This is a genomic window from Limimaricola variabilis, assembly GCF_014195545.1.
In the GTDB taxonomy this organism is placed as follows: Bacteria; Pseudomonadota; Alphaproteobacteria; order Rhodobacterales; family Rhodobacteraceae; genus Limimaricola; species Limimaricola variabilis.
The window spans coordinates 37,926-64,132 of record NZ_JACIBX010000004.1 but is presented as its reverse complement, the minus strand read 5'-3'; the positions used below and the strand labels follow the sequence as shown (position 1 = coordinate 64,132).

The window sequence follows — 26,207 nt, the reverse complement described above, 5'->3', positions numbered from 1 at the left end:
ACAAGTGGAACAGAGATTGACCAGTGCGCGCCCCTTGGCCCGCCCGGTGGACAACACGCAATTCGACGATGACGGGATCGACCTCGGGGCGCTGTTCGCGGCCCTGTGGCGAAAGAAATGGATCGTCCTCGCCTGCATGTTGCTGGGTGCCCTTCTAGCCAATGTCATGGTGTCGCGGCAGACGCCGCTCTACACCGCCCAAAGCAGCCTGATGCTCGACCCGCGCACGGTGCGGGTCATGGCCCAGGAGTCGGTGGTCTCGGACCCCGATCTCAATGACGGGCTGATGGAATCGGCGGTCGCGGTGCTGATGTCGAACCTGCTGCTCGAGGAGGTGATCGACAGTCTCGAGCCCGAATTGCTGGCGCCGCTCGACCCCGCCAACGCGCCCGAGGCCGCGCCCGGGCCGATCGACGCGCTGCGCGGTGCGATCGGCGGTCTGCTGGACCGGGTCCGGCCGCAGCCCGAAGCCGACGCCGGGACCGAGGTGGCCGCCGTGCCGCCGGCCAACGCCCTGTCGCCCGAAGAGCAGCGCCGCCGCCATCTGGTGGGCGAGATCCGGCGCAGCACCCGGATCTGGCGGTCGGGCGATTCCTACGTGATCAAGATCTCGGTAGAGACCATCTCGCCGGAGATCGCGGCCCGGCTCGCCAACCAGATCGCCGTCCAGTACATCGCCCGCTCGCTGCGCGACCGGGGCGAGACGATGCGCGCGGCGACCACCTGGCTCGGCCAGCGGGCCGAGGATCTGCGCCGCCAGCTCGAACAGGCCGAGACCCGGGTCGAGGAGGCGCGCGCCGCCCAGCTGAGCGGCGACGGCATCTCGCTCGAGGCGATCACCCAGCAGCAGATGCAGCTCAACACCCAGCTCGCCATGGCGCAGGCCGACACCGCCACGGCGCTTGGCCGTCACAACGAAATCGCGCGGGTGATCGAGCGTGACGGCATCGACGCGGCGGCCGAGCTGGTCAGCTCGCCCTTCGTGCTGACCCTGCGCCAGGACCTGTCGCAGCTGCGCCGCCAGGATTCCGACCTCTCATCGCTCTACGGGCCCGAGCATCCCGAGCGGCAGCGCATCGCCGCCCAGATCGAGCTGATCGACCGCGACATGCGTCGCGAGATCGGCGCCATCGTCGCCGGGCTGAACAACGACCTCGCCGTCGCCCGCGCCCGCGAGAGCGCGCTGCGCGACAGCCTCGCCGCGCTCGAGGACCGGCAGGCCTCGGTCTCGCAGGCCTCGATCGAGCTGCGCCAGCTCGAACGCGAGGCGGATTCGGCGCGCCGCACCTACGAGGACGCGCTGGCCCGCTTCAACGAGACCCGCACCGTGGAGCAGTTCCAGAGCCCGGATGCCCGGCTGGTCGAGCGGGCGGTGGTGCCCGGCGGCCCCTCGGCGCCACGGCCGAAGCTGATGACTGTCTTCGGCGGGGTGGTCGGCTTTTCGATCGGGCTGGTGCTCGCCTTCCTCGCGGTGTTCATGCGGCGCGGCTTCGGCCTGCCGCGCGAGGTCGAGCGGGCGACCGGCGTACGGGTGCTGGCGGCGCTGCCGCGCGGCCGCTGGCGCGGCTGCGACCGGATGCTCGAGGCGCTGGCGCGATCGCCGCACCAGGTCTTCGCCGACCGCATCCGCCAGCTTCGCGCGGTGCTCAACGGGCCGCGCGGCGAACGGCCGCCGCGCAGCGTGCTCTTCACCTCGCCGCTGGCCGGCGACGGCAAGACCTGCACCGCGCTCGCCTTCGCCTTTCTCGAGGCCAAGGCCGGGCGGCGGGTGCTTCTGCTCGATCTCGACATGCGCCGCTCGCCGCTGCGGCGGGCGCTGGAGCTGGCGGGCGGCGACGATCTGCCGGCCTATCTGCAGGGGCGCTGCAGCCTCGACGCGGCGATCCGGTCGCTGCCCGATCAGGGCTTCGACCTGCTGACCACGCTGACCCCGGCGCCGCTGCCGGGCGGCGAGCTGACGCCTGGCGCGGTGCGGGCGCTGCTCGAGGAGCTGGGCCGCCGCTACGACCGGGTGGTGATCGACGCGCCGCCGCTGCTCTCGGGCTCGGAGTCGCTGATCTGCTGTGGCGAGGCCGAGGCGGTGCTGCTGGCGCTGCGCCACCGGGCGACCACGGCGGGCCAGCTGCGCGACGCGCTGCAACGGCTGCGCGACATGCAGATCGAGCCGGCCGGGCTGGTGATGACGATGACCGATCTGCGCGAGGAGGGGGTCCGGCATGCGGCGGAGTATTCCTATGTCCATGGCGCTTGAGCGCACGGCCCTCGCGCTGGCGGTGCTGCTGGCCGGCAGCGTCGCGAGCGCCGAGCCCTACCGGCTCACCGCCGGTGACCGGGTGCAGCTGGCGTTGTCGCCGAGCGACGCGCCGGTGGTGATGCAGGTCGGCGCCGATGGCAGCGTCCGGATCCGCAGCGTCGGCGGCGTGCCCGTGGCGGGGCTGACGCTGGACGACGCCGAGGCGGCGATCGAGACCGCGGTCGCCGAGGCCGGGATCTTCGTCGCGCCCGACGTGGACATCGCGATCGACAGCTACGCGCCGGTGATGGTCACCGGCGACGTCGCCACGCCCGGGCGGCTCGACTACCTGCCGCAGCTGACCGTCGAGGTCGCGGTCGGGCTGTCGGGCGGCATTTCGGAGACCCGCGGCACCAACCGGCTGGAGCTGATGCGCGCCCGCGCCGAGATCGAGGGCGGGCTGCTCGGGCTGCGCCGCGAAATGGCCTCGACCGCCGCGCGGATCGCCCGGCTCGAGGCCGAGCTGGACGACGCCGCACCGCAGGTCGTGGCGGGCCCGGAGCTGCGCCGGGCGGTCCCGGCGCTCGACACCGCCGGGCTCGAGGCGGCGCTGGCCGACCAGCAGGCGATCCTCGAGAACGCCCGCGCCCGCAGCGCCGAGCTGGTCGCGGGCTGGGACGAGGAGATCGCGGCGCTGACCCGCCAGAAGACGCTGCTGGAGGAGCGGATGGCGCTGCAGGACCGGATCGCCGAGGCGCAGCGCGCCGAGCTGGAGGCCGCCCGGTCGTTGGCCGAACGCGGGCTGGCCACGACCAACGCGCTCAACACCGCCGAGCGGACCGTCAGCGACGCGCAGTCCCGCACCTTCGAGCTGCAGGCGGCGCTGGCCGGGATCGAGCGCGGCATCTCCGAGGCGCGGCGCGGCCGCGACGGCTTCCTGCGCAACCGGCGCGAGGAACTGCTGGTCGAGCTGCGCGCCGCGCGCGACCAGCTCGCGGCGCTGCGGATCCGCTATGGCACCGCCGAGACCCAGTCCGCGCTGTTGTCGGACGGCAATCTCTCGGCGCTGATCGATGACGGCCTGTTCGAGGTCGACTACGCGGTGATCGACGGGCGCAGCGGCGAGATCCGCGCGGATGCCGATGCCGCGACCCCGCTGCGCCCGGGCGATGCCGTCCGGGTCGAGGTAACCCGCCTGGCGAGCGAAGGCTGACCCCATGCATGACATCTATCCCCGTTCCGAAACCGCCGCGCCGATGCGCCCGGCACCCCGTCACCGGCCCCGGCCGGAGCCCCGCGTCGCCATCATCCACTACTGGCTGGTCGGCATGCGCGGCGGCGAGAGGGTGCTCGAGTCGCTGTGCCGGATGTTTCCGCAGGCCGACATCGTCACCCATGTCGCGGTGCCCGAACGTCTCTCCGAGACGCTGCGCCGACACCGTATCGTCACCACGCGCATCGCCGGGCTGCCCTTCGCGGCGCGGGCCTACCAGAAATACCTGCCGCTGATGCCGCGCGCGCTCGAGGAGGTGGACCTGACCGGCTACGACATCGTCATCTCGAGCGAGGCGGGCCCGGCCAAGGGGGTGATCGCGCCGCCCGACGCGCCGCATCTGTGCTATTGCCATTCGCCGATGCGGTATCTGTGGGACCAGTACCACGTCTATCGGGATGGCGCGGGGCTGGTGACCCGCGCGATGATGCCGATGCTGGCGCACCGGCTGCGGCAATGGGATGTGAGCAGCGCCGCGCGGGTCGACGGATTTGCCGCCAATTCGCACCACGTCGCCGACCGGATCTCGAAATACTGGCGCCGCGAGGCGCGGGTCGTGCATCCGCCCGTCGCGGTCGAGGATTTCGCCCCGGTCGCGCGCGAGGAGGTCGGCGATTTCTACCTCTGGGCTGGCGAACTCGCCCCCTACAAGCGGCCCGACCTCGCGGTCGAGGCGATGCGCCGGCTCGACCGGCCCTTCGTGGTGATCGGCGGCCCCGACGCCACGATGCAGAAGCTGCGCCGCCAGGCGGGACCGAAGACCCGGTTTCTCGGCAAGGTGCCGTTCGAGACGCTGAAATCGCACATGGCCCGCTGCAAGGCGCTGATCTTCCCCGGCGAGGAGGATTTCGGGATCATCCCGGTCGAGGCGATGGCCTCGGGGCGGCCGGTGATCGCCTATGGCCGGGGCGGGGCCTGCGACACGGTGATCGACGGCGAGACGGGGCTGCTGTTCCGCGACCAGTCGGTCGAGGGGCTGATGGCGGCAGTCGAGGCCTTCGAGGCGGCCGGGCTCGGCCAGGCCGACCCCGCGGCGCTGGTCCGCCACGCCGCCGGGTTCAACGAGGCGCGGTTCCAGGAGGGCATTCGCGCCTCGCTGGCCGAACTCGGCGCGATCTGACCATCAGTCGGCGTCGCCGGCTCCCTGACTTGCAAGCGATGGTTGCGGCGTCTCCTTGGAGGCGCCGTTTCTGCATGACCGATCGCGATCCGCCGCAAAGCGCGGCGGGCTGCCGATTGCCGTGGCAGATCGCGGCAGAAGGCGATCGCGGGCGCGGGAAAACCGCATAGCATGGGTTTCAACCTGAGGTGGATACACCTATTGGTTGCCACGTAGACCAGTGACTCTCGTTATCAAGGTATTCCCATGTCCGAGCTTGCAGTGCAGACCGGACCGGCGCAGGCCGGTCCGGCCCCCCTGATCGCGCCCAGCCTGGCGAAGGCTCGCCCGGCGCTCGCCTACCGGCCCGAGATCGACGGGCTGCGCGCCCTCGCCGTGCTGCCGGTGCTGTTCACCCATGCCGGCTTCGCGGGCCTCGGCGGCGGGCATCTCGGGGTCGACGTGTTCTTCGTCATCAGCGGCTACCTGATCACCGCGATCCTGCTGCGCGAGCTCGACCGCGAGGGGCGGGTCTCGATCATCGACTTCTACGAGCGCCGCGCCCGGCGGATCCTGCCGGTGCTGTTCGTGGTCGTCGCAGTCAGCTTCGTCGCCGCCTGGATCGTCATGCTCCCCAAGGAGTTCCGCGATTTCGGCCAGAGCATGGTCGCCACCGGATCGTTCCTGTCCAACGTCTTCTTTGCGTCCGAGAACGGCTATTTCCTGCGCGCCGGCGACTTCAAGCCGCTGCTGCACACCTGGTCGCTCAGCGTCGAGGAACAGTTCTACCTGGTGTTCCCGCTGCTGCTGGCGGGCTGGCCTGGCTGGCGCCGGGGCGGGTCGCGATGATCCTCGCGGCGCTCGCGCTCGCGAGCTTCGGCTGGGCGCTGCACGGCACCGGCGTCGCGCCCGACAGCAACTTCTTCATGCCGCTGGGCCGGGGCTGGGAGCTGCTCGCCGGGGCGATGCTGGCCTGTTGGGGCGGGGCGGCGGAGTGGCGGTCGCGGCGCCCGGCATGGCTGCTCGACGCGCTGTCGATGGCTGGTCTCGTGGCGATCCTCGCGGCCTATCTCCTGTGGGACGACACCACGCCGAACCCGGGCCTGCCGACGCTGCTGCCGGTGCTCGGCGCTTGCGCGATCATCGCCTTCGCGGCGCCCGGCACGCTGGCCTACCGCCTGCTGACGCTGCGCGCGATGGTCGGGGTCGGGCTGGTCAGCTACAGCGCCTATCTGTGGCACCAACCGCTCTTCGTCTTCACCCGGTTGCTGGTCGGCGACCTGCCCGGCTGGGGCTGGGGCGCGATGATCGCCGCGACGCTGCTGATCGCCTGGGCGAGTTGGGCGGTGATCGAGGCGCCGTTCCGCGACCGGGCCCGGATCGGGCGCGGCGCGGTCTTCGGTTTCGGCGGCGCCGGCCTCGCGGCGATGATCGCCGCCGGGATGGCGGTGCATCTGCAAGGCGGCCTGCCGGGCCGGCTCGACGAGACGCGGTTGCTGCTGGCGAGCGCCCAGACCGATGTCAGCCCCTATCGCGACAGCTGCGGCAACAGCCTGCCGGAGAGCTTCGACGGCTACTGCGTCTTTGGCGAGACGGCCGGGCCGACCGTCGCCTTCATCGGCGACAGCCATGGCAAGGAGCTGTTCTGGCGCGCCAGCGAGCGGGCCGGTGAGGAGGGCTTCGCGGTGCAGGCCTTCTTGTGGAACGCCTGCCTGCCGGTCGCGCTGCCCGAGGATGCGCGCGGTTGCGCCGAGTTCGTGGTGCAGGCGCGCGAGCACATCATCGCCTCGCCCGAGATCGAGATCGTGGTCATCTCCGCCAACTGGTCCCGCTACCTCGGCTGCGGCGACCTCTGTTACGGCGAGGATTACGGGCCGATGCCGGCGGCGCGGGTCGCGGCGATCGGGACCGCCCTGCGGCGCGAGATCGCGGCCTATGCGGCGGCGGGCAAGTCGGTGCTGCTGGTGTCGCAGATCCCGACGATGCCGTGGGACATCCCGCGCCATCTCAACGCGCGGGCGCTGCGCGATGGCGATCGACACGGTCGAGCCGCTCGAGGCGCTGCCCGGGGTCGAGGTGCTGCGCCCGCGCCGCGCGCTCTGCGCCGATGGCCGCTGCCCGGCGCTGCGCGGCGACCGGCCGCTCTATTTCGACGACAACCACCTCAACGGCCATGGTGCCGAGGCGCTGCTGAGCATGCTGATGCCGCGCCTCGACGCGATGATCGAAGGGTAGGGGCCGATGTGGATGGCTCGCTCATCGACCGATCTGCCACGTCCGAGTACCGGCAACGCGGCGCGGCGCGGACGAGCCATACAGCCAATTGACAGGGCGAAAATGGCCCGGCCATAGTCGCCTTGTTTCCGCCACATTTTTTCGTGTCGCGGGACGTGTTTAACGAGTGTTCTGTCCCTTCCTTCATCCGGTCCGTTGTTTGGAGATCCCCCGGAGAGAAGGCCGCGCCGAGCGAGGCACAACCCGGGGCAGGTGGGGTGTGAGTTTGCGAGGGAGACGACCGGTATCATAGCGCCATCCGACGGCCCGCCCCCGTGGCGGACCCGTTCGCGGGCGTACGCGACAATCCTGAAACCCGGCGGCCTATCCCTTCGGCCGCCCCGGCGATGCGCGGCGGGTCGCCCTCGGCCCGCGGCCCGGCCCTGTCATTTTACCAGTTCTGGAGCCGCCAATGGGACGTTCACTAGTTTTCACCATCCCCGGTGATGTCGGCACGATCATCCGGGTCGAGGAGATCACCGATCCGCTGACCGGGATCGTATCGCTGCGCTTCGACGTCACGCTCGACGAGAGCGGCGCGCAGGCCGATCTGCGCGGGTTGTTCTTCGACGTCGCCGACAGCGCCCTGCTCGGCGGCCTCTCGGTGAGCGGCGCCGACGTCACCACCAGCCGCTTCGCCCGCGACGCCGTCACCGATCTCGGCAACGGCGCCAACATGAACGGCGCCCTGACCAAGAAGGGCAACGGCTTCGACGCCGGCATCGCCTTCGGCACGCCGGGCATCGGCAAGGATGACATCGACCAGACCGGCTTCACCCTGTCTTCCTCGGCCGGGGACCTGTCGCTCGAACTGATCGCGCAGATGCGGTTCGGCGTCCGGCTCACTTCGGTCGGACCGGAGGGCAGCCGCGAGGATTCGCTCAAGCTCGCGGGCATGGCCGGCGGGATCGCGGACGCGCAGGACGATGCGGGCGCGCTCTGCGCCACCGAGAGCGTGACGCTCGACGTGCTGGCCAACGACATCGGCGCGGCTGGCGTGGTGCGGGTCGCGGGCGTCGCGCTGGCCACGGGCGACAGCGTCACGCTCGACAGCGGCGCGGTGGTGACCCTCACCCAAGACGGCACGCTGCGCTATGACAGCGCCACCGGCACCTATGATGTCGACGGCGCCAGCGTCGCGGCGGGCGATCTGCTGATCGGCAGCACCGCGGTCGACAGCTTCGTCTACGAGATCTCGAACGGCGCCGGCGGCTTCGACACCGCGCGGGTCGACGTCACACTGCACGGCGCGCTCAACACGCTCGACACCATCGAGGCGAGCCTGCCGCAGGGCGGGCTGTTCAAGGTGACGCTCGATACCGCCGGGTCGGCCTTCTACGACCTGACGATCACCGGCACCGGCGACGCGCGCCTCGACGGGCTGACCATCGACGCGGCCTATTGCGCGGCGGCCCATGAGCCGTTCGACATCGGCCAGACTATCGCCTTCGAGATGTATCTCGCCGATGCCGACAGCATCCCGGCCGGAACGGTGCAGCGGCCCGAGCATCTCGACGAGGTGAACTGGATCCTCAACCAGGACTTCACCGCGATGTCCAACGTCAGCGGCGGCACCTTTACCCAGGCCGAGATCCAGGGCGCGATCTGGGGGCTGCTCGACGATTTCGTCTTCGTCAACGAAGTCTTTCCCGCCTTCGGCAAGACCGCCAACGCCCGCAAGATCTACGACATGGCGCTGGCCCAGGGCGACGGCTTCGAGGCGGGGGCGGACGATCTGGTCGGCCTGATCCTGCAGCCGACGGCCGCGGCCGAGAGCGACGGCAACCACCAGCCCTTCGTCGTCGGCCTGGCTTTCGAAATGCTCGAGCAGGATTGCCTGATCCTGTGACGGCAGCGGCCGGCGGCGCCCGCGCCGCAGGCCACGGGCGGGGGGCATCGGGGACCCCGCCCGCGCGCGCGGATGCGCCCCGCATCCGCCGGACCAAGGCGGCCCCCGACCGCTGCATGCAAGGAGCGATCACATGCGCAAACACCTCCTCACCACCCTGTCGACGCTGGGGGCCGCGGCGGCCCTGCCGGGCCAGGCTCTCGCCTCGGTCTGCGCCACCAACCCGACCCTGCCGAGTTGCGATATCACCCGGGTGCCCGAGATCGACGCGCTGCAGGGCGGCGCTGCCCTCGCGGCGCTGGCGGCGATCGTGCTGATCGTCTGGGAACGGCACCGCCGCGCCGCCTGAGCGCAACCGGCCGCGCCCCGCCCCGAGCGGGTCGGGCGCGGCCCCTCCTTCCCCGATGACGACAGGAGAGACCCATGCTCATCCGGGCGACTAGGTTGCCGCGCCACGGGCCGATCGGCCGCGTGCCGCTGCTGTGCGGCCTCGTGCTGGCGGATTTCATCCTCGCCAGCCTGCTCTACAAGCACGGCTTCGCCTTCACCTGTCGGGACAGCGCGCCCGCGGCGCTGTGCGAGGGGCTGTCGCGGATCGTGCCGCGCGCCAGCGGCATGGCGCTGGTGATCGGCCTGCTCGCGCTGGCGCTGCGGCTCCCGGCGCGATCCGGGCAGGGCTGGCGGCGACCGCTGGCGCTGCATGCGGCCGGTGTGCTGGTGGCGCTGCTGCCATGGGGATTCCTGTCCGAGGGCGCCGGCCCGGTCGCCTTCGGCGCGGCGCTGCTGTCATGGGTTGGCGGGGCCGGACTTGCGGCGGCTGGGCTGCTGGGCCTCATCGCCCCGGCGGGTGTTTGGCGCCGGGCGCTGCACGGCCGATGGGCGGCGATCCTGCCCGCGTTGGCCTTGGGCGCTCTGCTGCCGGAACTGTCGGACCTTCTGCAGCCGCTTTGGCGGCTCGAACTGCTGTCGGGCCTGACCTTCGACGCGGTGACGGCGCTGCTCGGCGGGCTCGGCTACGACGTGCTGCTGTTCCCGCATGAGCGCATCATCGGCATCGACGGCTTCGTGGTCGAGGTCGGCAAGCGCTGCTCGGGCATCGAGGGTTTCGCGCTGATCTCGGTCTTTCTCGCGATCTACATGGTGATCTTTCGCCGCGAGCTGCGCTTTCCGCGCGTCTTCTGGCTGTTCCCGCTCGGCCTCGTGGTCAGCTTCGGCTTCAACATCCTGCGGATCGCGGTGCTGATGGTGCTCGGCGCCGAAGCGTCGCCCGATCTCGCCGTGGGGGCGTTCCATTCGAATGCCGGCTGGCTGAGCTTCGTGCTGCTGGCCTGCGCGATGATGCTGGCCGCGCATGCGCTGCCGGGGCTGCGCCGTCGGGCGGTGCCGCTGGCCGCGCCGCGCCGGGGCGCGCCGCTGCCGTTCCGGCAGGACCCGGAGGTGGCGCAGCTGCTGCCCTTCGCCGCCTTCATGGCCAGCGGGTTGCTGGTCTCCGCCTTCTTCGCCGAGCCGGCGGTGGCCTACCCGCTCCGGGCGCTGGCGATGGCCGTGGCGCTGGCCTTCGTCTGGCCCGGGCTGCGCGGGCACCGGATCGGGCTGGACCCGGTCGCGCTCGCCGCCGGGCTTGCGGTCGGGGCGGCCTGGATCGTCACCGCCGCGCCGCCGCCCGAAGGCGCGACTCCGGCGCTGGTCGGCGGGGCGTGGCTCGTCTTCCGGTTGGTCGGAATGGCGGTGCTCGTGCCAGTGGTCGAGGAGCTGTTCTTTCGCGGCTACCTTCTGGGCCGGATCGCGCCGCCGGGCGCAGCCCCGGCGCGGCTCTGGTTCGGCCTCGCGGTCAGCACCGCGTGTTTCGCGGCGCTGCACGACCGCTGGATCGCCGCTGCGCTTGCCGGGCTGGTCTTCGCGGCGCTGGCCCGGCGGCGCGGCGCGCTGGGGGATGCGATCCTCGCCCATATGGCGGCGAACGCATTGATCGCGCTCGCGGCTTTGCTGCTGCGGCGGTCCGAACTGCTCTGAAGGCGATTCAAACCCCCGGCGGGCACCCGCCGAGGGGCCATGATCCATCTCATTCTTGCCACAATCCGCCCGGACAACCGCCACTGTTCACGACTTGGCGGAGCAGGCATGACCTTTCAGAGCGGATCTCAATTCACCCTCGGTGTGGCCACACGGTACGGGCAGGGCGGCCGGTACGACGACACGCCGGGCTCGGATCTCGCCATGATCGGGGCCGATTTCATCCGCGACGGGCTCAACTGGCACCGGGTCGAGGCGACGCCCGGCAGCTATGATTTCAGCGATCCGCGCAGCCGCTACCTCGACGAGGTGCTGGCCTCCGGCGGCGACCCGATCCTGACGCTGCTGCCGCAGGGCAACCTGAACTACCAAGGCGGCAAATGGGCCTCCGACGCGGCGGCGATCGACGGTTTTGCGGATTTCGTGGTCGCGGTGCTGGACCGGTTCCCGGGGCTGGGCCGGATCGAGATCGGCAACGAGTTCAACAGCCTGTCGACGCAGTTCGTCTCGGGCGAGGCCGCGTCCGGCAGCCTCGCCGACAAGGCGGCGCTGCTGACGCGGCTCCTGCAGGCGGTGTCCGACAAGGTCGGGGAGAGCCATCCCGAGGTTCAGATCATCGGCGCCGGGCTGCATTCCGTGCCGACCGGCTTCGTGCAGCACCTCGCCGATGCCGGTGCCTTTGCGCATATGGACGCGCTGAGCTTTCACCCCTACGGGCTGAGCGCCGAGGCCGCGAGCGAGGCGCTCGACGCGCTCGACGCCGTGCTCGACCGGCTGCCGGCGGACCAGCGCCCGGCGCTGCTGGTGACCGAGTTCGGCCAGTCGGCCCTCGCCGGCGGCGCGGCGGCCAAGGCGGCGCATCTGGTGAAGATGACCGCCGCGCTGGCCAGCCACGGCATCGACTCGGCGGCCTGGTATTCGCTCTATGACGAGGATCGCTCGGCTCATCCCGAGATGGGGCTGTTCGACCGGGTGCAGGCCCCCAACGACACTGCCGCGACCTTTGCGCATCTGCAGACGATGCTCGAAACCGGGTCGGCCCGGCGCGTCGAGGCAGATGGCACGCTGCGCGTCTACGAACTCGACCCCGGCAAGTTCGTGATCTGGGGCGCGCCGCAGACGCTCCACCTCTCGGGCGAGGATATCGTGGTGCATGACCTCTTTGGCCGGGAGATCGCGCCCCCCGACCGGATCGGGGTGGAGCCGATCTTCGTCGAGGCGCGCGGCCTCGCGGTCCAAGGCGGCGGCGTGATCGCCGACAGCCATCTCGAATTCGATTTGCAGCAATCCGGCGATGGTGGCTGGTCGCAGCATATCGAGAAGGTCACGGCCCGCGGCAGCAGCATCGAGCAGGTCGAGATCATGGGCGGGCAGGAGCGCGCCGACGAAAGCTGGAACCCCTATCTCGGTTCGCGCTGGACCCGGCCGCTGCGGATCGACGCGGCCGAGCTGCGCGGCGCCGATTTCAGCCGCGCCAGCCGCGACGACCGCAACCCCGTCGACCGGTACGTCGCCGAGGCCGACGGCCCGGTCGACATTGCGGCGAGCTATGCGGTGGGCGCCAAGAGCGCCGACGGCATCGCGGTTTCGGTCCGGCTCAACGGGGTCGAGCTGCAGCGCGTGGTGATCGAGGGCGCGGGCGACGTTACCCTGCGGGGGCTGATGCTGCGCAAGGGCGACCGGCTCGACTTCGTGGTCGAGGATAATGGCAATGCCGATGGCGACGTGGCCCGCCGCCACATCCGGCTCTTCGAGGCCGACGCGGATCGCAGCGAGGCCGAGCTGCGGGCGCTGCACCGCAACAGCGACATCATCGACGGCAACGAGATGGCCGCGTCATCCGCGTCGCCGTCGCCGACACCGGTTACAGGCTTTGGCGAGAGCCCCGTCGGTGCCGAGCTGCGTGGCACGGACGCCGACGACCGGCTCTCCGGCAGTCAGGCCGCCGACATCATCCGCGCCTTGGCCGGTGATGACGTGATCTCGGCCGGACGGGGGGACGATTTCGTCTTCGGCGGGGCCGGGCACGACGTGCTCAAGGGGCGCGGCGGCGACGATCGGCTCGATGGCGGAGATGGCGATGACCGCCTCTATGGCGATATCGGCGCGGATGTGCTGCTCCTGGGCCTCGGCGACGACTGGCTGCGCGGCGACATGGGCCGCAGCGGTCCGCGCCACGCCGATATCTTCGTCCTCGACGTGATCGAGAACGGGCGTGACGTGATCCACGACTTTTCGGCCGAGGATCGGATCGACCTGCGCGGCGCGAGCTACGAGGTCGGCTTCCTCGGCTCGAGCGGGCGCAGCACCCTGATCGACATCGAGGGCGGCGGACAGATCGTTCTTCAGGCCTTTTCCCGGGCGGAATACGACGCGCTGGACGGCGACATCTTATTCTGAGCGGGGTCAGCCCGCCTGCGGGGGCGCGACTTGGTTCAGCACACGCTCGGGCGCGGAGCGGCCGCGCAGGATATCGGTGATCGCGGCCCAGTTGCCGCGCATCCGTCCGCGCCGGTCGATCCAGTCCTCGGGTCGGGCGGCGCGCAGATGGTTGGCGGCGGTGTTGCGCAGCCCGAGCCTGAGCGCGAAGGCCAGGGGCACCGACCCCTTGCGGAACAGGTAGTAGGGGTTGGCGATCTGGCTGTAGCCGAGCAACCTCCCGTTGCGCTCGCGCCCGGCCTTGACGCCGCAATGCACGCCGACCAGCGCGTCGCTGCGGACCTTCTCGCCGGGGACGCGGCTGGCGAAATCGACATCTTCGAGCCAGCTGTAGAGCGGCAGCCTTTCGTCGAAGCGCAGCCCCCCGATCGCGCTGGTCCGGAAGGCCATGTTGCAGCCATAGAGCCCGACCAGCCCCGAGGCGAGGATCTTCGGATCGGCGCCCGGATCGGTCTGGTCCGCATCCCAGTCCGCGACCATCCGCGCCGCCGCCTCCGCCTCGATGCCACCGCTGCAGACGCCGTCGGCCAGCACCCGCCCGGTGAGGCCGGAGACCTTTGGAAACAGGGCAAAGGCCCGGGCGATGCGTTCGAGCGCGAAGCGGCTCGGCACGAAGTCGTCATCGAAGAACACGATGATGTCGTTCTCGTCCACGGCCGCGTCGAGGCCGCGATTGCGCTGAACGCAGAGCCCCTTGGGCGAGGTGATGACGCGCACCGGCACCGGAAAGCCGGCCCAGTCGATATCGGCGGGTAGGTCCGCCGGGCCGGTCACGGCAAAGACGATCTCCCGGGGCGGCGAGGTCTGCGCCAGCAGATGCGGCAGCAGGCTGCGGACGATCTCGGGGCGCCCGAGGGAACAGATGACGACGGCGATTCGTGGCTGGTCTGTAAGCACTGTCTGAACCTGACTTTGACACTCGTAATACGGGAGTTAATGTCGATCCCTGCGGCCTTCAGCACAAGCGAAAATCGTCGCTGATCCACGCGGAGCCCTTAAAATGCGCAGCGCCGCGTGACGCCTGATCAGCCCTTGCGGAAAAGTCCCAATCGGCAGGCATCTCCATTATCGACCCTTGGATAGCTGGCCCCTCCCGGCTTGATGCGGTAGGATTGACCGAAGCCTTTGAATAGATTGGACTTGATCATGCGTTACCGCGCGCCTCGCTATCCGGCCAACAGCGAGCTCGGGGTCGAGCATGAGGGAACGCAGCACCGGGCCCGGCTTGTCGACATCAGCCCCACCGGCGCGCGGCTGCGTGGAATCGCGGCACTGACGAACGACACCCATGTGACGCTGTGCCATCTTTATCGCCGTATCAAGGCGCGGGTCGTCTGGTCGAACGAGCATTATGTCGGGGTCGAGTTCCTGCAACCACTGGGTGCAGAGGATCTCGCCGCGCTGCGCGGCGTGATGGCCAGCCAGATGCGTGGCGGCGCCGGCGGGCATCACGGCTTCCGCGAACTGCGCTGATTGTGGCGCGATCCGGGACGCGGCGGTAGTGACGCCGCGGCATCTCCCGGAAAAATACCCATGATCATGCCGCTTTGGCCATGTTTCGGTCTTAGTCGGCGGGCAGCGTCGGCCCAATTGATCTGGGGGCCTACGGCATGTTTTCGACGATTCTTCAGGGTCTTGTGCAGACCCACCCGCTCTTTGTCGCGATGGCGGCGGTGGTCTGCGGGGGGATGGCCCTGACCCTGGTGCTGTTGATGCGCCAAGTGAGCTTGAATCAGGGGCGTCGACGCCTCGTGCCGCTGCTCTGGATCGCGCTGGTCGCCGGGGGCGGGGTCTGGACCACCCATTTCATCGCGATGATCGGTTACCGCCCCGCCGCGGCGGTGGGCTATGATCCGACCATCACGGCGCTGTCGGCGCTGGTCGGGGTGATCGGGGTCGGCGTCCCGCTGGCGCTGGCCTCGCTGCAGCGCGCGCGTTGGGCCCGCGCAGGCCTGGGCGCGGTGGCCGGTGCCGGGGTGGGGGCGATGCACTTCACCGGCATGGCGGCGATGCACAACCCGATGCACCATGAGATCGGCAGCACGGTGCTGGCGATGCTGTTCGGCATGGCCTTCTTCGCGCCCGCGATGGCGGTCAGCGGCATGGGCCTCGCCGCCCGCTGGGCGCGCGGCACCGGCCTCGTGCTCGGGGTCTGCACGCTGCATTTCACCGCGATATCGGGCATGGGGCTGCAGATCATCGGCGGCGCGGCGGGCGAGGGGATCGACCGGCAGCTGCTGTCGAGCTTCACCGCGTTGACCACGCTGGCGCTGTGCTACGCCGCGATCACCGCGATGGTGCATCGCCGTCGGCTCAGCAGTGCCCGTCAGGAGGTCGCCCGCAAGGAGGCGTCCTTCGTCGCGGCGCTGCAGAACATGTCGAACGCCTTGGTGATGGTCGACGAAAAGCGGTCGATCACCGCGATCAACCACCGTTGCTACGAGCTGTTCGGCATTGCCGAAGGCTCGGTCGTCGCAGGCGATCGGATCGAGCGGCTGGTCGAGGTCATCGAGGCGGGCCGCGCCTGGGAGCAGGCCCGCTTTTCGGCGATCGTCGACACCCATCTGGAGCGGATGCGCGGCACCGAGATGCTGCGCAGCGAGGAGGAGTTCGCCAATGGCCGGGTGCTGTGCATCTCCAGCCGCGGCGTGCCCACCGGCGAGGTGGTGCTGACCTTCGACGATTTCACCGAGCACCGCGCCGCCCAGGCTAAGATCGCGCATATGGCCTTCCACGACGCGCTGACCGGCCTGCCCAACCGCCGCAGCTTCCGCGACCACATGGCCGCGATCATGGAGGACACCACGCCGCGCGCGCTGCTGATGCTCGATCTGGATCACTTCAAGGTGGTCAACGACACGCTGGGCCATCCGGTCGGCGACGGGCTCCTGGTGCAGGTGGCGCGGCGGCTGCTCGACGCAGCCGGCAAGGGCGCCACGGTGTTCCGCCTCGGCGGCGACGAGATGGTGGTGGTGCTCGATGGCGCCGGCGAGGTCGAGGCGACCGAGATCGGCCGCGCCATCATCGAGAGCCTGAGCCGGCCCTTCGACGTCGACGGCCACAAGATCAGCATCGGCTGCAGCATCGGTGCCAGCCTGATCGACGGCGCCACCAACACCTCCGAGGCGCTGCAGCGCGCCGATCTCGGCCTCTACCGGGCCAAGAGCCTCGGCCGCAACCGGATCCAGTTCTACGAGGACGGGATGATGGAGAAGGCGCTGGCCCGGCGGCAGATGGAGAGCGACCTCACACAGGCGCTGAAATGCGGCGAGTTCCGGCTCGACTACCAGCCGATCTGCCGGCTCTCCGACCGCGCGATCCTCGGCTTCGAGGCGCTGATCCGCTGGGACCACCCGCTGCGCGGGCTGGTCTCCCCGGCCGAGTTCATCCCGCTGAGCGAGGAGAACGGCATGATCGTTCAGATCGGCGAATGGGTGATCGAGGAGGCCTGCCGCCAGCTCGCCGAATGGCCCGAAGAGGTGCATGTCGCGGTCAACGTCTCGCCGATGCAGATGCGGCTGCCCTCGATCGTCGAGGTGGTGCGCCGGGCGCTGGCCGCGCATGATCTCGCGCCGCAGCGCCTGACGCTCGAGCTGACCGAGACAGCGCTGGTGCGCGACGGCGCGCATCTCGCGCGCAACCTGATCGCGCTGCGGGCGATGGGGGTGAAGATCGCGATGGACGATTTCGGCACCGGCTACTCCTCCTTCACCCATCTGCGCGATTTCGAGCTCGACCAGATCAAGATCGACCGCAGCTTCGTCAATGTGGCGCAGGAGGATCACAAGGCCTGGGCGGTGGCGCAGGCGGTGACCAACATGGCGCGCGAGCTGTCGGTCGGCGCGGTCGGCGAAGGGGTCGAAAGCTCCGAACAGATCACCCGGCTGATGGAGCTGGGCTGCGACGTGGCGCAGGGCTTCTTCCTGGGCCGCCCGATGGATGGCACCCGCGCCACCGCGCTGCTCGCCGATGCCGCCGCCGCCGACCACATCGCGGCGGAATGAGCCGGGTCCCCGCCGCTGCCGGGCGGCGGGTCACCCTTTCGGCGCGACGCCCCCGATCGCCGTCGTCAGCTGCCGCGCCGCATCGCGCACCGCCTCGGTGAGCCGCGGCAGGTCGGTATCGGCGAGCCGCGCCACGGGGCCGGATACGGACACTCCGGCCACCGCCTCGCCTTGGGCGTCGTGCACCGCGGCGGCGAGACAGCGCATGCCCTCGTTGCGTTCCTGATCGTCGACGGCGTAGCCGCGCGCGGCGCATCGTTCGAGATCCTCGAGCAGCGCGGCGCGCTCGGTGAGGCTGCGCGGGGTGAACCGCTCGAGCGGGTAGGCGTCGAGGATGCGGTCGCGCCGCGCGGCTTCGAAGGCGGCGAGCAAGGCTTTGCCGATCCCGGAGGCGTGCATCGCCGAGACGGTCCCCGGCGGGAAGAAGGCGCGGATATGGGCGTGGGTCTCGACCTGGTTGAGAAACAGCACACGGCCGTCGCGCTCGACCCCGAGATTGGCGGTCTCGCCGGTGGTTTCCATCAGGCGGCGCAGGATCGGTCTGGCGCGGTCGACGAGGTTGGTGCGGCGCAGGAAGGTCGAGCCGAGGCGAAACGCGCCGGGGCCGACATGCCAGATCTGCCCATCCTCTTCGAACTCCACGAGCTGGCGGGCCTCCAGCGTCAGCAGGACCCGGTAGAGCGTCGCGGGGGATTCATCGAGATCGGCGGCGAGCTGCGACAGCGACGTGCCCCCGGCCCCGACCCTCTCCAGCACGTCGATGGCCCGATCGAGGGATTTGACCGGTGCGGGCTTGGTATCCTTGATGCTCCCGCGCGGTCGTCCCCGGCGGCGCGGCGTCAAGGGTTCGGTCTCCATTCTTGCGGCCTCCCTGCGGTCATGGCCCTGACCTTAATGCGGTATGGGCGCCCATATCAAAGCGCCAGAGCGGACAGTTTGCCATGTTGCGACGTCCTACAGGGGCGGGTCGTGGGCAAGGTGAAAACAAACGTGAGAAAACCGGCGCCTGAGCGGTCGTCTTCGGATCAGCCGCTGAGGCAGGCAGGATGAGCCGTCGTAGTTGAGCGACTGCGTCAGGTTCGACCCTCTAAGTGCTGTAATCCTTCACGCTTTATCCGCGTCGCGCATCGCGAGGGCCCAATCGCGAAACACGTCTCGTGCCGGACCCATGGCCGGGTCGGCGGCCTCGGCGACGTGGAGGTAATAGCCGTAGCCGTCGCGGGCGGTCTGCTCCGACAGCTGGACCAGGCGATCGTGCTTCAGGTCGTCGCGGATCATGGCGGCGGGGCAGAGCGCGATGCCTTGTCCGGCCAGCGCCGCCACGCGCAGGAGGTTGAAATCCTCGAACACCGGGCCGTCGAGCGGCGTCCCCGTTTCCAGCCCGGCACGGGCGAGCCAGCCAGCCCAGCCGGAGGTGTCGGTGTCGTGCAGGAGACCGGCCTGCAGCATGGCCTCGGCCGGGCCAATGTCCCGCGACAGCCCGGCGGCGACTGCCGGGTTGCAGACCGGCACGCTGATCCCCGGCAGGAACGGCTCGGTGCGGGCGCCGGACAGGACCGGCGGTGCAGGCGCATAGGTGAAGGCGAGGTCGACCTCCCGGAAATCGATCCCCTGGCCATGGATCGCGTAGATGATCCGCACCGGGATTTCGGGATACGCGTCGCGGAACGACGAAAGCCGCGGGATCAGCCAGCAGAGCGCCACGGATGGGATCGCCGCGATCACCAGGGCTCGGCGCTCGTCCCCGGCGCGGGCCCGGGCGCAGGCGGCCTCGATGCCGCCGAGCGCCAGTCCGAGATCGCGCGCCAGCGCCTCGCCTGGCGGCAGCAGCTTCGGCCGCGCCCCGGAGCGGTCGAAGAGCGGTCGGCCGAGCCAGCTTTCGAGATGCCTGACCTGATGGCTGACGGCCGATTGCGTGACGAAGAGCGCCTTTGCGGCGGCGTTGAAGCTGCCGAGGCGGGCCACCGCTTCGAAGGCGCGCAGGGCGGTCAGCGGGGGAAGCGACACCGGAAGCTCCACATGAGAATAACTCATACGAGGATGAATTATCGTCTTTTGACAAGGGGCGCCATCCGCCGGACCCTCGGGCCAGTTTCAATACCGGCGGATGGAGGTGCGATCATGCAGCGTGAACGGCTTCAGAACTATGTTGGCATTGGCGAGAAGGCGAAGCCGAGCTTTTCCGCCGCCGAGATGCAGCGCCGGCAGGACGCGATCCGGGCCTACATGGCCGAAGCGGGCGTGGATGCGGCGCTGTTCACCTCCTACCACAACATCAACTACTACGCCGATTTCCTCTACTGCCAGTTCGGTCGCCGCTATGGCCTCGTGATCGATCACGACAGCGCCACGACGATCAGCGCGGGCATCGACGGCGGCCAGCCATGGCGCCGGACATTCGGCGGAAACGTCACCTATACCGATTGGCAGAAGGACAATTTCTTTCATGCGGTGCGGCAGCTGATCGGCAGGGCCAGGCGGATCGGCATCGAGCACGACCAGGTCAGCATCGAGCTTCTCGGCCAGCTCGAATCCGAGTTCCCGGGCGTCGCCTTCGTCGACATCGCGGGGGCTGCGATGCGGCTGCGGATGATCAAGTCGGCCGAGGAGATCGCGCATATCACCGAGATGGCCCGCATCGCCGATATCGGTGGCGCGGCCTGCGTCGAGGCGACCGCCGTGGGCGTGCCCGAACACGAGGTGGCGCTGCATTCGACCGCCACGATGGTCCGCGAGATCGCAAGGAACTGGCCCGAAGCGGAGCTGCTCGACACGTGGACCTGGTTCCAGTCGGGCATCAATACCGACGGCGCGCACAACCCGGTCACCAGCCGCAGGATCGAACGCGGCGACATCCTGTCGCTCAACTGCTTTCCGATGGTCGCGGGCTACTACGTCGCGCTCGAGCGCACGCTCTTCGCCGAGGAGGCCAGCGACGCGCATCTCCGCCTGTGGGAGATCAACTGCAAGGTCCATGATCGCGGCAAGGCGCTGCTGGTGCCGGGCAAGAAGTGCTCGGAGATCGCCCGCGAGCTCAATGAGATCTATGCCGAGGAGGACCTGCTGCAGTATCGCAGCTTCGGCTACGGCCATAGCTTCGGCGTGCTGTGCCATTACTACGGCCGCGAGGCGGGGCTGGAGCTACGCGAGGATTGCGAGACGGTGCTGGAGCCGGGGATGGTCGTGTCGATGGAGCCGATGATCACCATTCCCGAAGGCATGCCCGGCGCCGGCGGCTACCGTGAGCACGACATCCTCGTGATCGAGGAGGGGGGCAACCGCAACATCACCGGCTTCCCCTACGGGCCCGAGCATCTGATCGTGAAGGGCAAGGCCAGGGCCGCCTGACCCAGGCCCGCCGTCACACCTGCAGGCGCTGTGCGGCGTTCGCCTGCCGCCAGGCCTCCGGCGTCATGCCCTCGTGCTGCCGGAACACCCGGATCAGGTGCGACACGTCGCAGAACCCGGCCTCGGCGGCGATGCGGGTGACGCTGTGATCGGGGCGGGCGAGCAGAAAACGCGCATGGGCCAGGCGGACCTTGAGGAACGCCGCCGCCGGGCTCAGCCCGAGCGCCTCGCGCATGTGCCGCTCGAGCTTGCGACGGCTGACGCCGAGCCGCGCGGCGATGTCGCCCACGCCGGGGGCGGCGTCGAGGTTCTGCTGCATGTGCAGGAGCGCGCGCCGCACCAGCGGGTCGCGCGTCTTGAGGTCGAGCGGCAGGCCCGGCTGCGGATCATCGGCGGCCATTGCCTCGTCGATGATCATGATGTGCAGGCTTTTGCGCGCCGCCGCCCGGCCGATATGCCGGTCGACGAGATGCGCGGCCAGATGCGCCGAGCTGGCGCCGCCCGAGCAGGTCAGCCGGTCGCGATCCTCGACGAAGACCCGGTCCGAAACCGGGACCAACCCGTCGAACTGCTCCAGGAAGTCGTCGTGGTGGAACCAGCTCACGCAGCAGCGGTAGCCCTGCATCAGCCCCGCGCGGTGCAGGATGAAAGCGCCGGTGCAGACGCCGATCAGCGGCACCTTGCTCGCGGCGGCGCGGCGCAGGAAGTCGATTTCCGCCGGGGGCAGCCCGCCTTCTTCGATCAGCCCGCCGATCACCACGATGTAGTCGAAGCGGCCCGGATCGCCGAGCCGTTCCTCCGGACCGACTGTGACGCCGCAGCTCGACCGCACCGGGGCCGGGTCCTCGGCGATCACCCGCCAGCTGCACAGGATCGGCCGCGACCGGTCGCCCTCATCGGCGGCAAGCCGCAGCACGTCGACGAAATTGGCGAAGGCCGAGAGCGTGAAGCGCCGCGCGAGGAGAAAGCCGACGCGCAGCCTGGGGCGGGAAAGCGGAAGGGAGGCGTCGTTCATGTCGCAAACATAACGTCGAAATGCCGCATCCATCCAGTCCCGCTCGCGCGTTTCGTGCCAAGGAGGTGGATAGCCCCACTGCCCCGCCCCGTGCCGAGGACCGCGCCATGCCCCGCTATTCCGCCTTCGCCGTCGTGAAGAACGCGCTCACCGGTCACACCCGCTGGCGCGAGCAATGGCCCGATGCGCAGCCCAAGAAGGAATACGACGTGATCATCGTCGGTGCGGGCGGGCACGGGCTCGGCGCGGCCTACTACCTCGCCAAGGAGCACGGCATCACCAATGTCGCGGTGATCGACAAGGGCTGGCTCGGCGGCGGCAACACCGGGCGCAACACCACGATCATCCGCTCGAACTACCTCTATGACGAGAGCGCGAAGCTCTATGACCACGCGCTCGATCTCTGGGACGGGCTGAGCCAGGAGCTGAACTACAACGTCATGTTCTCGCGGCGCGGCGTGATGATGCTGGCCCATAACGTGCACGACGTGCAGTCCTTCCAGCGCCACGTCCATTCCAACCGGCTGAACGGTGTCGACAACCGCTGGCTCTCGGCCGAGGAAGCCAAGGCGTTCTGCCCGCCGCTCAACATCTCGCCCGATGCGCGTTACCCGGTGATGGGCGCGGCGCTGCAGATGCGCGCCGGAACCGCGCGGCACGACGCGGTGGCCTGGGGCTATGCGCGGGCGGCGGCGGCGCGCGGCGTCGACATCATCCAGAACTGCCCGGTCATCGCGATCCGGCGCGGCCCGGACGGCGCCGTGACCGGCGTCGACACCGCCAAGGGCTTCATCGGCGCCAAGAAGGTCGCGGTCTCGGCGGCCGGGCACACATCGGTCGTGATGGAGAGCGCCGGGGTGCGGATGCCGCTGGAGAGCTTCCCGTTGCAGGCGCTGGTCTCCGAGCCGGTGAAGCCGGTCTTCCCCTGCGTGGTGATGTCGAACACGGTGCACGCCTATATCAGCCAGTCCGACAAGGGCGAGCTGGTGATCGGCTCGGGCACCGACCAGTACACCAGCTATTCACAGCGCGGCGGGCTGCCGCTGATCGAGCACACGGTGGCGGCGATCTGCGAGATCTTCCCGATCTTCAACCGGATGCGGATGCTCCGGAAATGGGGCGGCATCGTCGACGTGACGCCGGACCGCTCGGCGATCATCGGCAAGACGCCGGTCAAGAACCTCTTCGTCAATTGCGGCTGGGGCACCGGTGGCTTCAAGGCGACGCCGGGGGCGGCGCACACGCTGGCCCATACCGTCGCCACCGGCGAGCCGCACCCGATCAACGCCCCCTTCACGCTGGACCGCTTCCGCACGGGGCGGCTGATCGACGAGGCGGCCGCCGCCGCCGTCGCGCACTGAGGTAGACCCATGCTGCTGATCCATTGCCCCTATTGCGACGAGACCCTGCCGGAGCTGGAGTTCGCCTATGCGGGCGAGGCGCATATCGCCCGGCCCGAGGATCCCTCGACCATGTCCGACGAGGAATGGCGCGACTTCCTGTTCATCCGCTCCAACCCCAAGGGGCCGCATTTCGAGCGCTGGCGCCACGTGCATGGCTGCGCGCGCTTCTTCAACGCGGTGCGCGACACGGTGAGCGACCGATTTCTTCTGACCTACAAGGCGGGCGAGCCGCGCCCCGATCTCGCATCGCTGGAGGCCGCGCAGTGAGCCAGTTCCGCATTCCCGGCAAGGGCCGGGTCGATCACGCCAAGACCGTGCGCTTCGCCTTCGACAATCGCGAATATACCGGCCTGCGCGGCGACACCGTCGCCTCGGCGCTGCTCGCCCATGGCGTCCACCTGATGGGCCGCTCGTTCAAGTATCACCGGCCGCGCGGCCCGGTGACGGCGGATTCGGCCGAGCCCAACGCGCTGATCGGCACCTCGCGCGGGCCGGGGCGGTTCGAGCCGAACACCCGCGCCACCGTGCAGGAGCTGCGCGAGGGGCTGATCTGCGAAAGCCAGAACCGGCTCGGCGCGCTGTCCTTCGATTTCGGCGCTGTGAACGACGCGCTGTATCCGCTGTTTCCGGCGGGGTTCTACTACAAGACCTTCATGTGGCCGCGCAGCTTCTGGGACAAGCTCTACGAGCCGGTGATCCGCCGCGCCGCGGGCCTTGGCCGCGCGCCCTCGGAGGTCGATCCCGATACCTACGCCTCGCGCTACCTGCATGCCGACCTGCTGGTGGTGGGGGCGGGGCCCTCGGGGCTGATGGCAGCGCTCGAGGCGGCGCGCGCCGGGGTGCGGGTGACGCTGGTCGACGAGAATGCGGAGATGGGCGGGGCGCTCCTCTCCGATCCGGGCGTGGAGATCGACGGTCGGCCGGCCTGGGACTGGCTCGACGCGACGCTGGCCGAACTCGCATCCCTCGGCGTGCGGCTGATGACCCGGACCACGGCGATCGGCTACTACCACCAGAACATGATCGGCCTGTGCCAGAAGCTCACCGATCATCTCGACGAGATCGCCGACAACGCCCCGCGCGAGCGGATGTGGCGGGTGCGGGCGACGCGGGTGGTTCTGGCGCAGGGCGCGCTGGAGAAGCCGCTGGTCTTCCACGGCAACGACCGGCCCGGCGTGATGCTGGCGGGCGCGGCGCAGACCTACCTGCACCGCTACGGCGTGAAGGTGGGCACGCGGGCGGTGATCGTCACCTCGCATGACAGCGCCTATCACGCGGCCTTCGATCTCGCCGCCGCCGGAACCCGGATCGTCGCCATCGTCGAAACCCGCGCGGCCCCGCCCGAGACGCTGCGCGCCGAGGCGCGGGTGCGGGGGATCGAGCTGCTCGCCGGGCACACCGTCACCGGCACGCGCGGACGGCTGCGGGTGGCGTCGGTCACGGTGAACCCGGTGCAGGGCGGCCGCGTCGGCGAGCCGCGGATGATCCATTGCGACTGCCTGCTGATGTCGGGCGGCTGGACCCCATCGCTGCACCTGTTCTCGCACACCAAGGGCAGCCTGCAGTGGGACGCGGAGAGCAACACCTTCCTGCCCGGCCGGATGACCGAGAATTGCCACATCGCCGGCGCCGGGCGCGGACTCTGGGGCTTCGAGGCGGCGCTGACCGACGGGGCCAAGGCCGGTGCCGACGCGGCGCGGGCGCTCGGAAATGAGGCCAAGGCCGCGCCCCTTTCCGTGGCGCATGACCGCCCCGGCACGGGCGAGAGCCACAGGGAGCTGCCGACCGATCGCAGATCGTCGCGCGTGCGCGCCTTCATCGACTTCCAGAACGATGTGACCGCCAAGGACATCCGCCTCGCGGTGCGCGAGGGGATGCGCTCGATCGAGCACGTCAAGCGCTACACCACCAACGGCATGGCGACCGATCAGGGCAAGATGTCGAACATCAACGGGCTGATGATCGCCGCCGACGCGGTGGGCAAGGCGCCGCCCGAGGTCGGCCTGACGACCTTCCGCCCGCCCTATACGCCAACGACCTTCGGCGCCTTCGCGGGCTATCACCGGGGCGCCACCTTCGAAGTGACGCGGCGCACCCCGATCGATCCTTGGGCCGAAGCGAATGGCGCGGTGTTCGAGCCGGTCTCGCTGTGGCGTCGCGCCTGGTACTTCCCCAAAGGCGGCGAGGACATGGAGGCGGCAGTGGCGCGAGAATGCCGCGCGACGCGCGCCTCGGTCGGCATCTTCGACGCCTCGACGCTGGGCAAGATCGAGGTCGCGGGGCCGGACGCGGTCGAGTTCATGAACCGGATGTACACCAACCCCTGGACCAAGCTGGCGCCGGGCCGCTGCCGCTACGGCGTGCTGCTGGGCGAGGACGGCTATATCCGCGACGACGGCGTGATCGGGCGACTCTCGGACGAGCTGTTTCATGTCACCACCACGACGGGCGGCGCGCCGCGCGTGCTGAACATGATGGAGGACTACCTCCAGACCGAATGGCCCGATCTCGATGTCTGGCTGACCTCGACCACCGAGCAATGGGCGACCGTGGCGCTGAACGGGCCGAACGCCCGAAAGGTGCTCGAGGGGCTGGTCGAGGGCGTCGACCTCTCGGCCGAGGCGATGCCGCACATGTCGGTGGCCGAGTGCCGGGTCGCGGGCTTCCCCGCGCGGCTGTTCAGGCTGAGCTTCACCGGCGAGCTGGGCTTCGAGATCAACGTGCCGGCGCGGCATGGTCTGGCGCTGTGGGAGGCGCTGATGGAAGCGGGCAGGCCGCATGACATCACCCCCTACGGCACCGAGACGATGCATGTGCTGCGCGCCGAGAAGGGCTTCATCATCGTCGGACAGGACACCGACGGCACGGTGGCGCCGGAAGACGCCGGTCTCGGCTGGGCGATCGGGAAGAAAAAGCCCGATTTCGTCGGTAAACGCAGCTTGGCGCGGCCTGACCTCGTGGCCCCGGGGCGCAAGCAGCTGGTCGGTCTTCTGACCGAGGATGGCGGTGTGAAGCTCGAGGAGGGCGCGCAGATCGTGCTCGATCCCGATCAGCCCCTGCCCATGAAGATGGTCGGTCACGTCACCTCGTCCTATCATAGCGCGACGCTCGGTCGGTCCATCGCCATGGCGCTGATCGAGGGTGGGCATGATATGGAGGGGCGCGACGTCTATCTTCCGATGCCGGACGGCACGCACCGGGCGCGCATCACCTCGACCGCCTTCTACGACCCCGATGGCAGCCGGCTGAAGCTCTGA

18 protein-coding genes and 1 pseudogene are annotated in these 26,207 nt (G+C 69.8%); 15 read left to right on the top strand and 4 right to left on the bottom strand.

The window, feature by feature from the left end:
- Positions 1–4 precede the first annotated feature (4 nt).
- The 9 genes and pseudogenes from FHS00_RS07195 to FHS00_RS07155 all read left to right on the top strand — a co-directional run bounded on the left by FHS00_RS07195 (position 5) and on the right by FHS00_RS07155 (position 13,141).
- Positions 5–2,251: a Wzz/FepE/Etk N-terminal domain-containing protein gene (locus FHS00_RS07195; protein ID WP_183471318.1), complete on the top strand. Its 2,247-nt coding sequence runs from the start codon at positions 5–7 to the stop codon at positions 2,249–2,251.
- Complete coding sequence (locus FHS00_RS07190; RefSeq protein WP_183471316.1) at positions 2,235–3,446, top strand: polysaccharide biosynthesis/export family protein; 1,212 nt, start codon at positions 2,235–2,237, stop codon at positions 3,444–3,446. The genes FHS00_RS07195 and FHS00_RS07190 overlap by 17 nt, the downstream gene beginning before the upstream one ends.
- 4 nt (positions 3,447–3,450) lie before the next feature.
- Positions 3,451–4,626, top strand: coding sequence for a glycosyltransferase (locus FHS00_RS07185; RefSeq protein ID WP_246391164.1), 1,176 nt, complete (start codon positions 3,451–3,453; stop codon positions 4,624–4,626).
- A gap of 246 nt (positions 4,627–4,872) precedes the next feature.
- Positions 4,873–5,454, top strand: a complete 582-nt coding sequence (locus tag FHS00_RS07180) for an acyltransferase family protein (protein ID WP_183471314.1) — start codon at positions 4,873–4,875, stop codon at positions 5,452–5,454.
- Positions 5,451–6,840: pseudogene (locus tag FHS00_RS17665) on the top strand (acyltransferase family protein). The gene FHS00_RS07180 and the pseudogene FHS00_RS17665 overlap by 4 nt, the downstream one beginning before the upstream one ends.
- Positions 6,841–7,291: 451 nt before the next feature.
- A complete protein-coding gene (locus tag FHS00_RS07170) occupies positions 7,292–8,728 on the top strand; it encodes a hypothetical protein (protein WP_183471311.1) in 1,437 nt (478 codons plus the stop codon).
- A 133-nt stretch (positions 8,729–8,861) separates the two neighbouring features.
- Positions 8,862–9,077 carry a hypothetical protein gene (locus FHS00_RS07165; RefSeq protein WP_183471309.1) on the top strand — a complete coding sequence of 72 codons (216 nt, stop codon included), beginning with the start codon at positions 8,862–8,864 and terminating at the stop codon, positions 9,075–9,077.
- 74 nt (positions 9,078–9,151) lie between these two features.
- Complete coding sequence (gene xrtE, locus FHS00_RS07160) at positions 9,152–10,741, top strand: exosortase E/protease, VPEID-CTERM system (protein WP_183471307.1); 1,590 nt, start codon at positions 9,152–9,154, stop codon at positions 10,739–10,741.
- A gap of 108 nt (positions 10,742–10,849) precedes the next feature.
- The gene (locus FHS00_RS07155) at positions 10,850–13,141 is read left to right on the top strand and encodes a hypothetical protein (protein WP_183471305.1); all 2,292 of its coding nucleotides are present in this window, start codon (positions 10,850–10,852) and stop codon (positions 13,139–13,141) included.
- Between the two features lie 6 nt (positions 13,142–13,147).
- Here FHS00_RS07155 and FHS00_RS07150 read toward each other — a convergent pair whose 3' ends face one another.
- A complete protein-coding gene (locus FHS00_RS07150) occupies positions 13,148–14,077 on the bottom strand; it encodes a glycosyltransferase family 2 protein (RefSeq protein WP_343064589.1) in 930 nt (309 codons plus the stop codon).
- 249 nt (positions 14,078–14,326) lie between these two features.
- Between FHS00_RS07150 and FHS00_RS07145 the strand changes: the two genes are divergently transcribed.
- Both FHS00_RS07145 and FHS00_RS07140 read left to right on the top strand, forming a co-directional pair.
- Positions 14,327–14,653 (top strand): PilZ domain-containing protein, encoded by a 327-nt coding sequence (locus FHS00_RS07145; RefSeq protein WP_183471303.1) that lies wholly within the window; start codon positions 14,327–14,329, stop codon positions 14,651–14,653.
- A 137-nt stretch (positions 14,654–14,790) separates the two neighbouring features.
- Positions 14,791–17,184, top strand: coding sequence for a bifunctional diguanylate cyclase/phosphodiesterase (locus tag FHS00_RS07140; protein ID WP_183471301.1), 2,394 nt, complete (start codon positions 14,791–14,793; stop codon positions 17,182–17,184).
- Positions 17,185–17,214: 30 nt separating this feature from the next.
- Here FHS00_RS07140 and bhcR read toward each other — a convergent pair whose 3' ends face one another.
- Positions 17,215–18,042, bottom strand: coding sequence for an HTH-type transcriptional regulator BhcR (gene bhcR, locus FHS00_RS07135; protein WP_183471299.1), 828 nt, complete (start codon positions 18,040–18,042; stop codon positions 17,215–17,217).
- Positions 18,043–18,288: 246 nt separating this feature from the next.
- The gene (locus FHS00_RS07130) at positions 18,289–19,191 is read right to left on the bottom strand and encodes a LysR family transcriptional regulator (protein ID WP_183471297.1); all 903 of its coding nucleotides are present in this window, start codon (positions 19,189–19,191) and stop codon (positions 18,289–18,291) included.
- Positions 19,192–19,305: 114 nt separating this feature from the next.
- Here FHS00_RS07130 and FHS00_RS07125 point away from each other — a divergent pair, with 114 nt between their 5' ends.
- Positions 19,306–20,532 carry an aminopeptidase P family protein gene (locus tag FHS00_RS07125; RefSeq protein ID WP_183471295.1) on the top strand — a complete coding sequence of 409 codons (1,227 nt, stop codon included), beginning with the start codon at positions 19,306–19,308 and terminating at the stop codon, positions 20,530–20,532.
- A gap of 13 nt (positions 20,533–20,545) precedes the next feature.
- Here FHS00_RS07125 and FHS00_RS07120 read toward each other — a convergent pair whose 3' ends face one another.
- Complete coding sequence (locus FHS00_RS07120) at positions 20,546–21,547, bottom strand: GlxA family transcriptional regulator (protein WP_183471293.1); 1,002 nt, start codon at positions 21,545–21,547, stop codon at positions 20,546–20,548.
- 107 nt (positions 21,548–21,654) lie between these two features.
- Here FHS00_RS07120 and FHS00_RS07115 point away from each other — a divergent pair, with 107 nt between their 5' ends.
- From FHS00_RS07115 to FHS00_RS07105, 3 genes are read left to right on the top strand one after another with little or no spacing between them, the layout of a single operon-like run.
- The gene (locus FHS00_RS07115) at positions 21,655–22,908 is read left to right on the top strand and encodes a sarcosine oxidase subunit beta family protein (RefSeq protein ID WP_183471291.1); all 1,254 of its coding nucleotides are present in this window, start codon (positions 21,655–21,657) and stop codon (positions 22,906–22,908) included.
- Positions 22,909–22,917: 9 nt separating this feature from the next.
- Positions 22,918–23,217: a sarcosine oxidase subunit delta gene (locus tag FHS00_RS07110; protein ID WP_183471289.1), complete on the top strand. Its 300-nt coding sequence runs from the start codon at positions 22,918–22,920 to the stop codon at positions 23,215–23,217.
- On the top strand, positions 23,214–26,207 hold the full coding sequence (locus tag FHS00_RS07105) for a sarcosine oxidase subunit alpha family protein (RefSeq protein WP_183471287.1): 2,994 nt from the start codon (positions 23,214–23,216) through the stop codon (positions 26,205–26,207). The genes FHS00_RS07110 and FHS00_RS07105 overlap by 4 nt, the downstream gene beginning before the upstream one ends.

Excerpts from the sequence above, each read along its gene's own strand:
- FHS00_RS07190 (WP_183471316.1), top strand. The coding sequence starts at position 2,235 with ATGTCCATGGCGCTTGAGCGCACGGCCCTCGCGCTGGCGGTGCTGCTG.
- FHS00_RS07185 (WP_246391164.1), top strand. The coding sequence starts at position 3,451 with ATGCATGACATCTATCCCCGTTCCGAAACCGCCGCGCCGATGCGCCCG.
- FHS00_RS07180 (WP_183471314.1), top strand. The coding sequence starts at position 4,873 with ATGTCCGAGCTTGCAGTGCAGACCGGACCGGCGCAGGCCGGTCCGGCC.
- FHS00_RS07170 (WP_183471311.1), top strand. The coding sequence starts at position 7,292 with ATGGGACGTTCACTAGTTTTCACCATCCCCGGTGATGTCGGCACGATC.
- FHS00_RS07165 (WP_183471309.1), top strand. The coding sequence starts at position 8,862 with ATGCGCAAACACCTCCTCACCACCCTGTCGACGCTGGGGGCCGCGGCG.
- xrtE (WP_183471307.1), top strand. The coding sequence starts at position 9,152 with ATGCTCATCCGGGCGACTAGGTTGCCGCGCCACGGGCCGATCGGCCGC.
- FHS00_RS07155 (WP_183471305.1), top strand. The coding sequence starts at position 10,850 with ATGACCTTTCAGAGCGGATCTCAATTCACCCTCGGTGTGGCCACACGG.
- FHS00_RS07145 (WP_183471303.1), top strand. The coding sequence starts at position 14,327 with ATGCGTTACCGCGCGCCTCGCTATCCGGCCAACAGCGAGCTCGGGGTC.
- FHS00_RS07140 (WP_183471301.1), top strand. The coding sequence starts at position 14,791 with ATGTTTTCGACGATTCTTCAGGGTCTTGTGCAGACCCACCCGCTCTTT.
- bhcR (WP_183471299.1), bottom strand. The coding sequence starts at position 18,042 with ATGGAGACCGAACCCTTGACGCCGCGCCGCCGGGGACGACCGCGCGGG.
- FHS00_RS07125 (WP_183471295.1), top strand. The coding sequence starts at position 19,306 with ATGCAGCGTGAACGGCTTCAGAACTATGTTGGCATTGGCGAGAAGGCG.
- FHS00_RS07120 (WP_183471293.1), bottom strand. The coding sequence starts at position 21,547 with ATGAACGACGCCTCCCTTCCGCTTTCCCGCCCCAGGCTGCGCGTCGGC.
- FHS00_RS07115 (WP_183471291.1), top strand. The coding sequence starts at position 21,655 with ATGCCCCGCTATTCCGCCTTCGCCGTCGTGAAGAACGCGCTCACCGGT.
- FHS00_RS07110 (WP_183471289.1), top strand. The coding sequence starts at position 22,918 with ATGCTGCTGATCCATTGCCCCTATTGCGACGAGACCCTGCCGGAGCTG.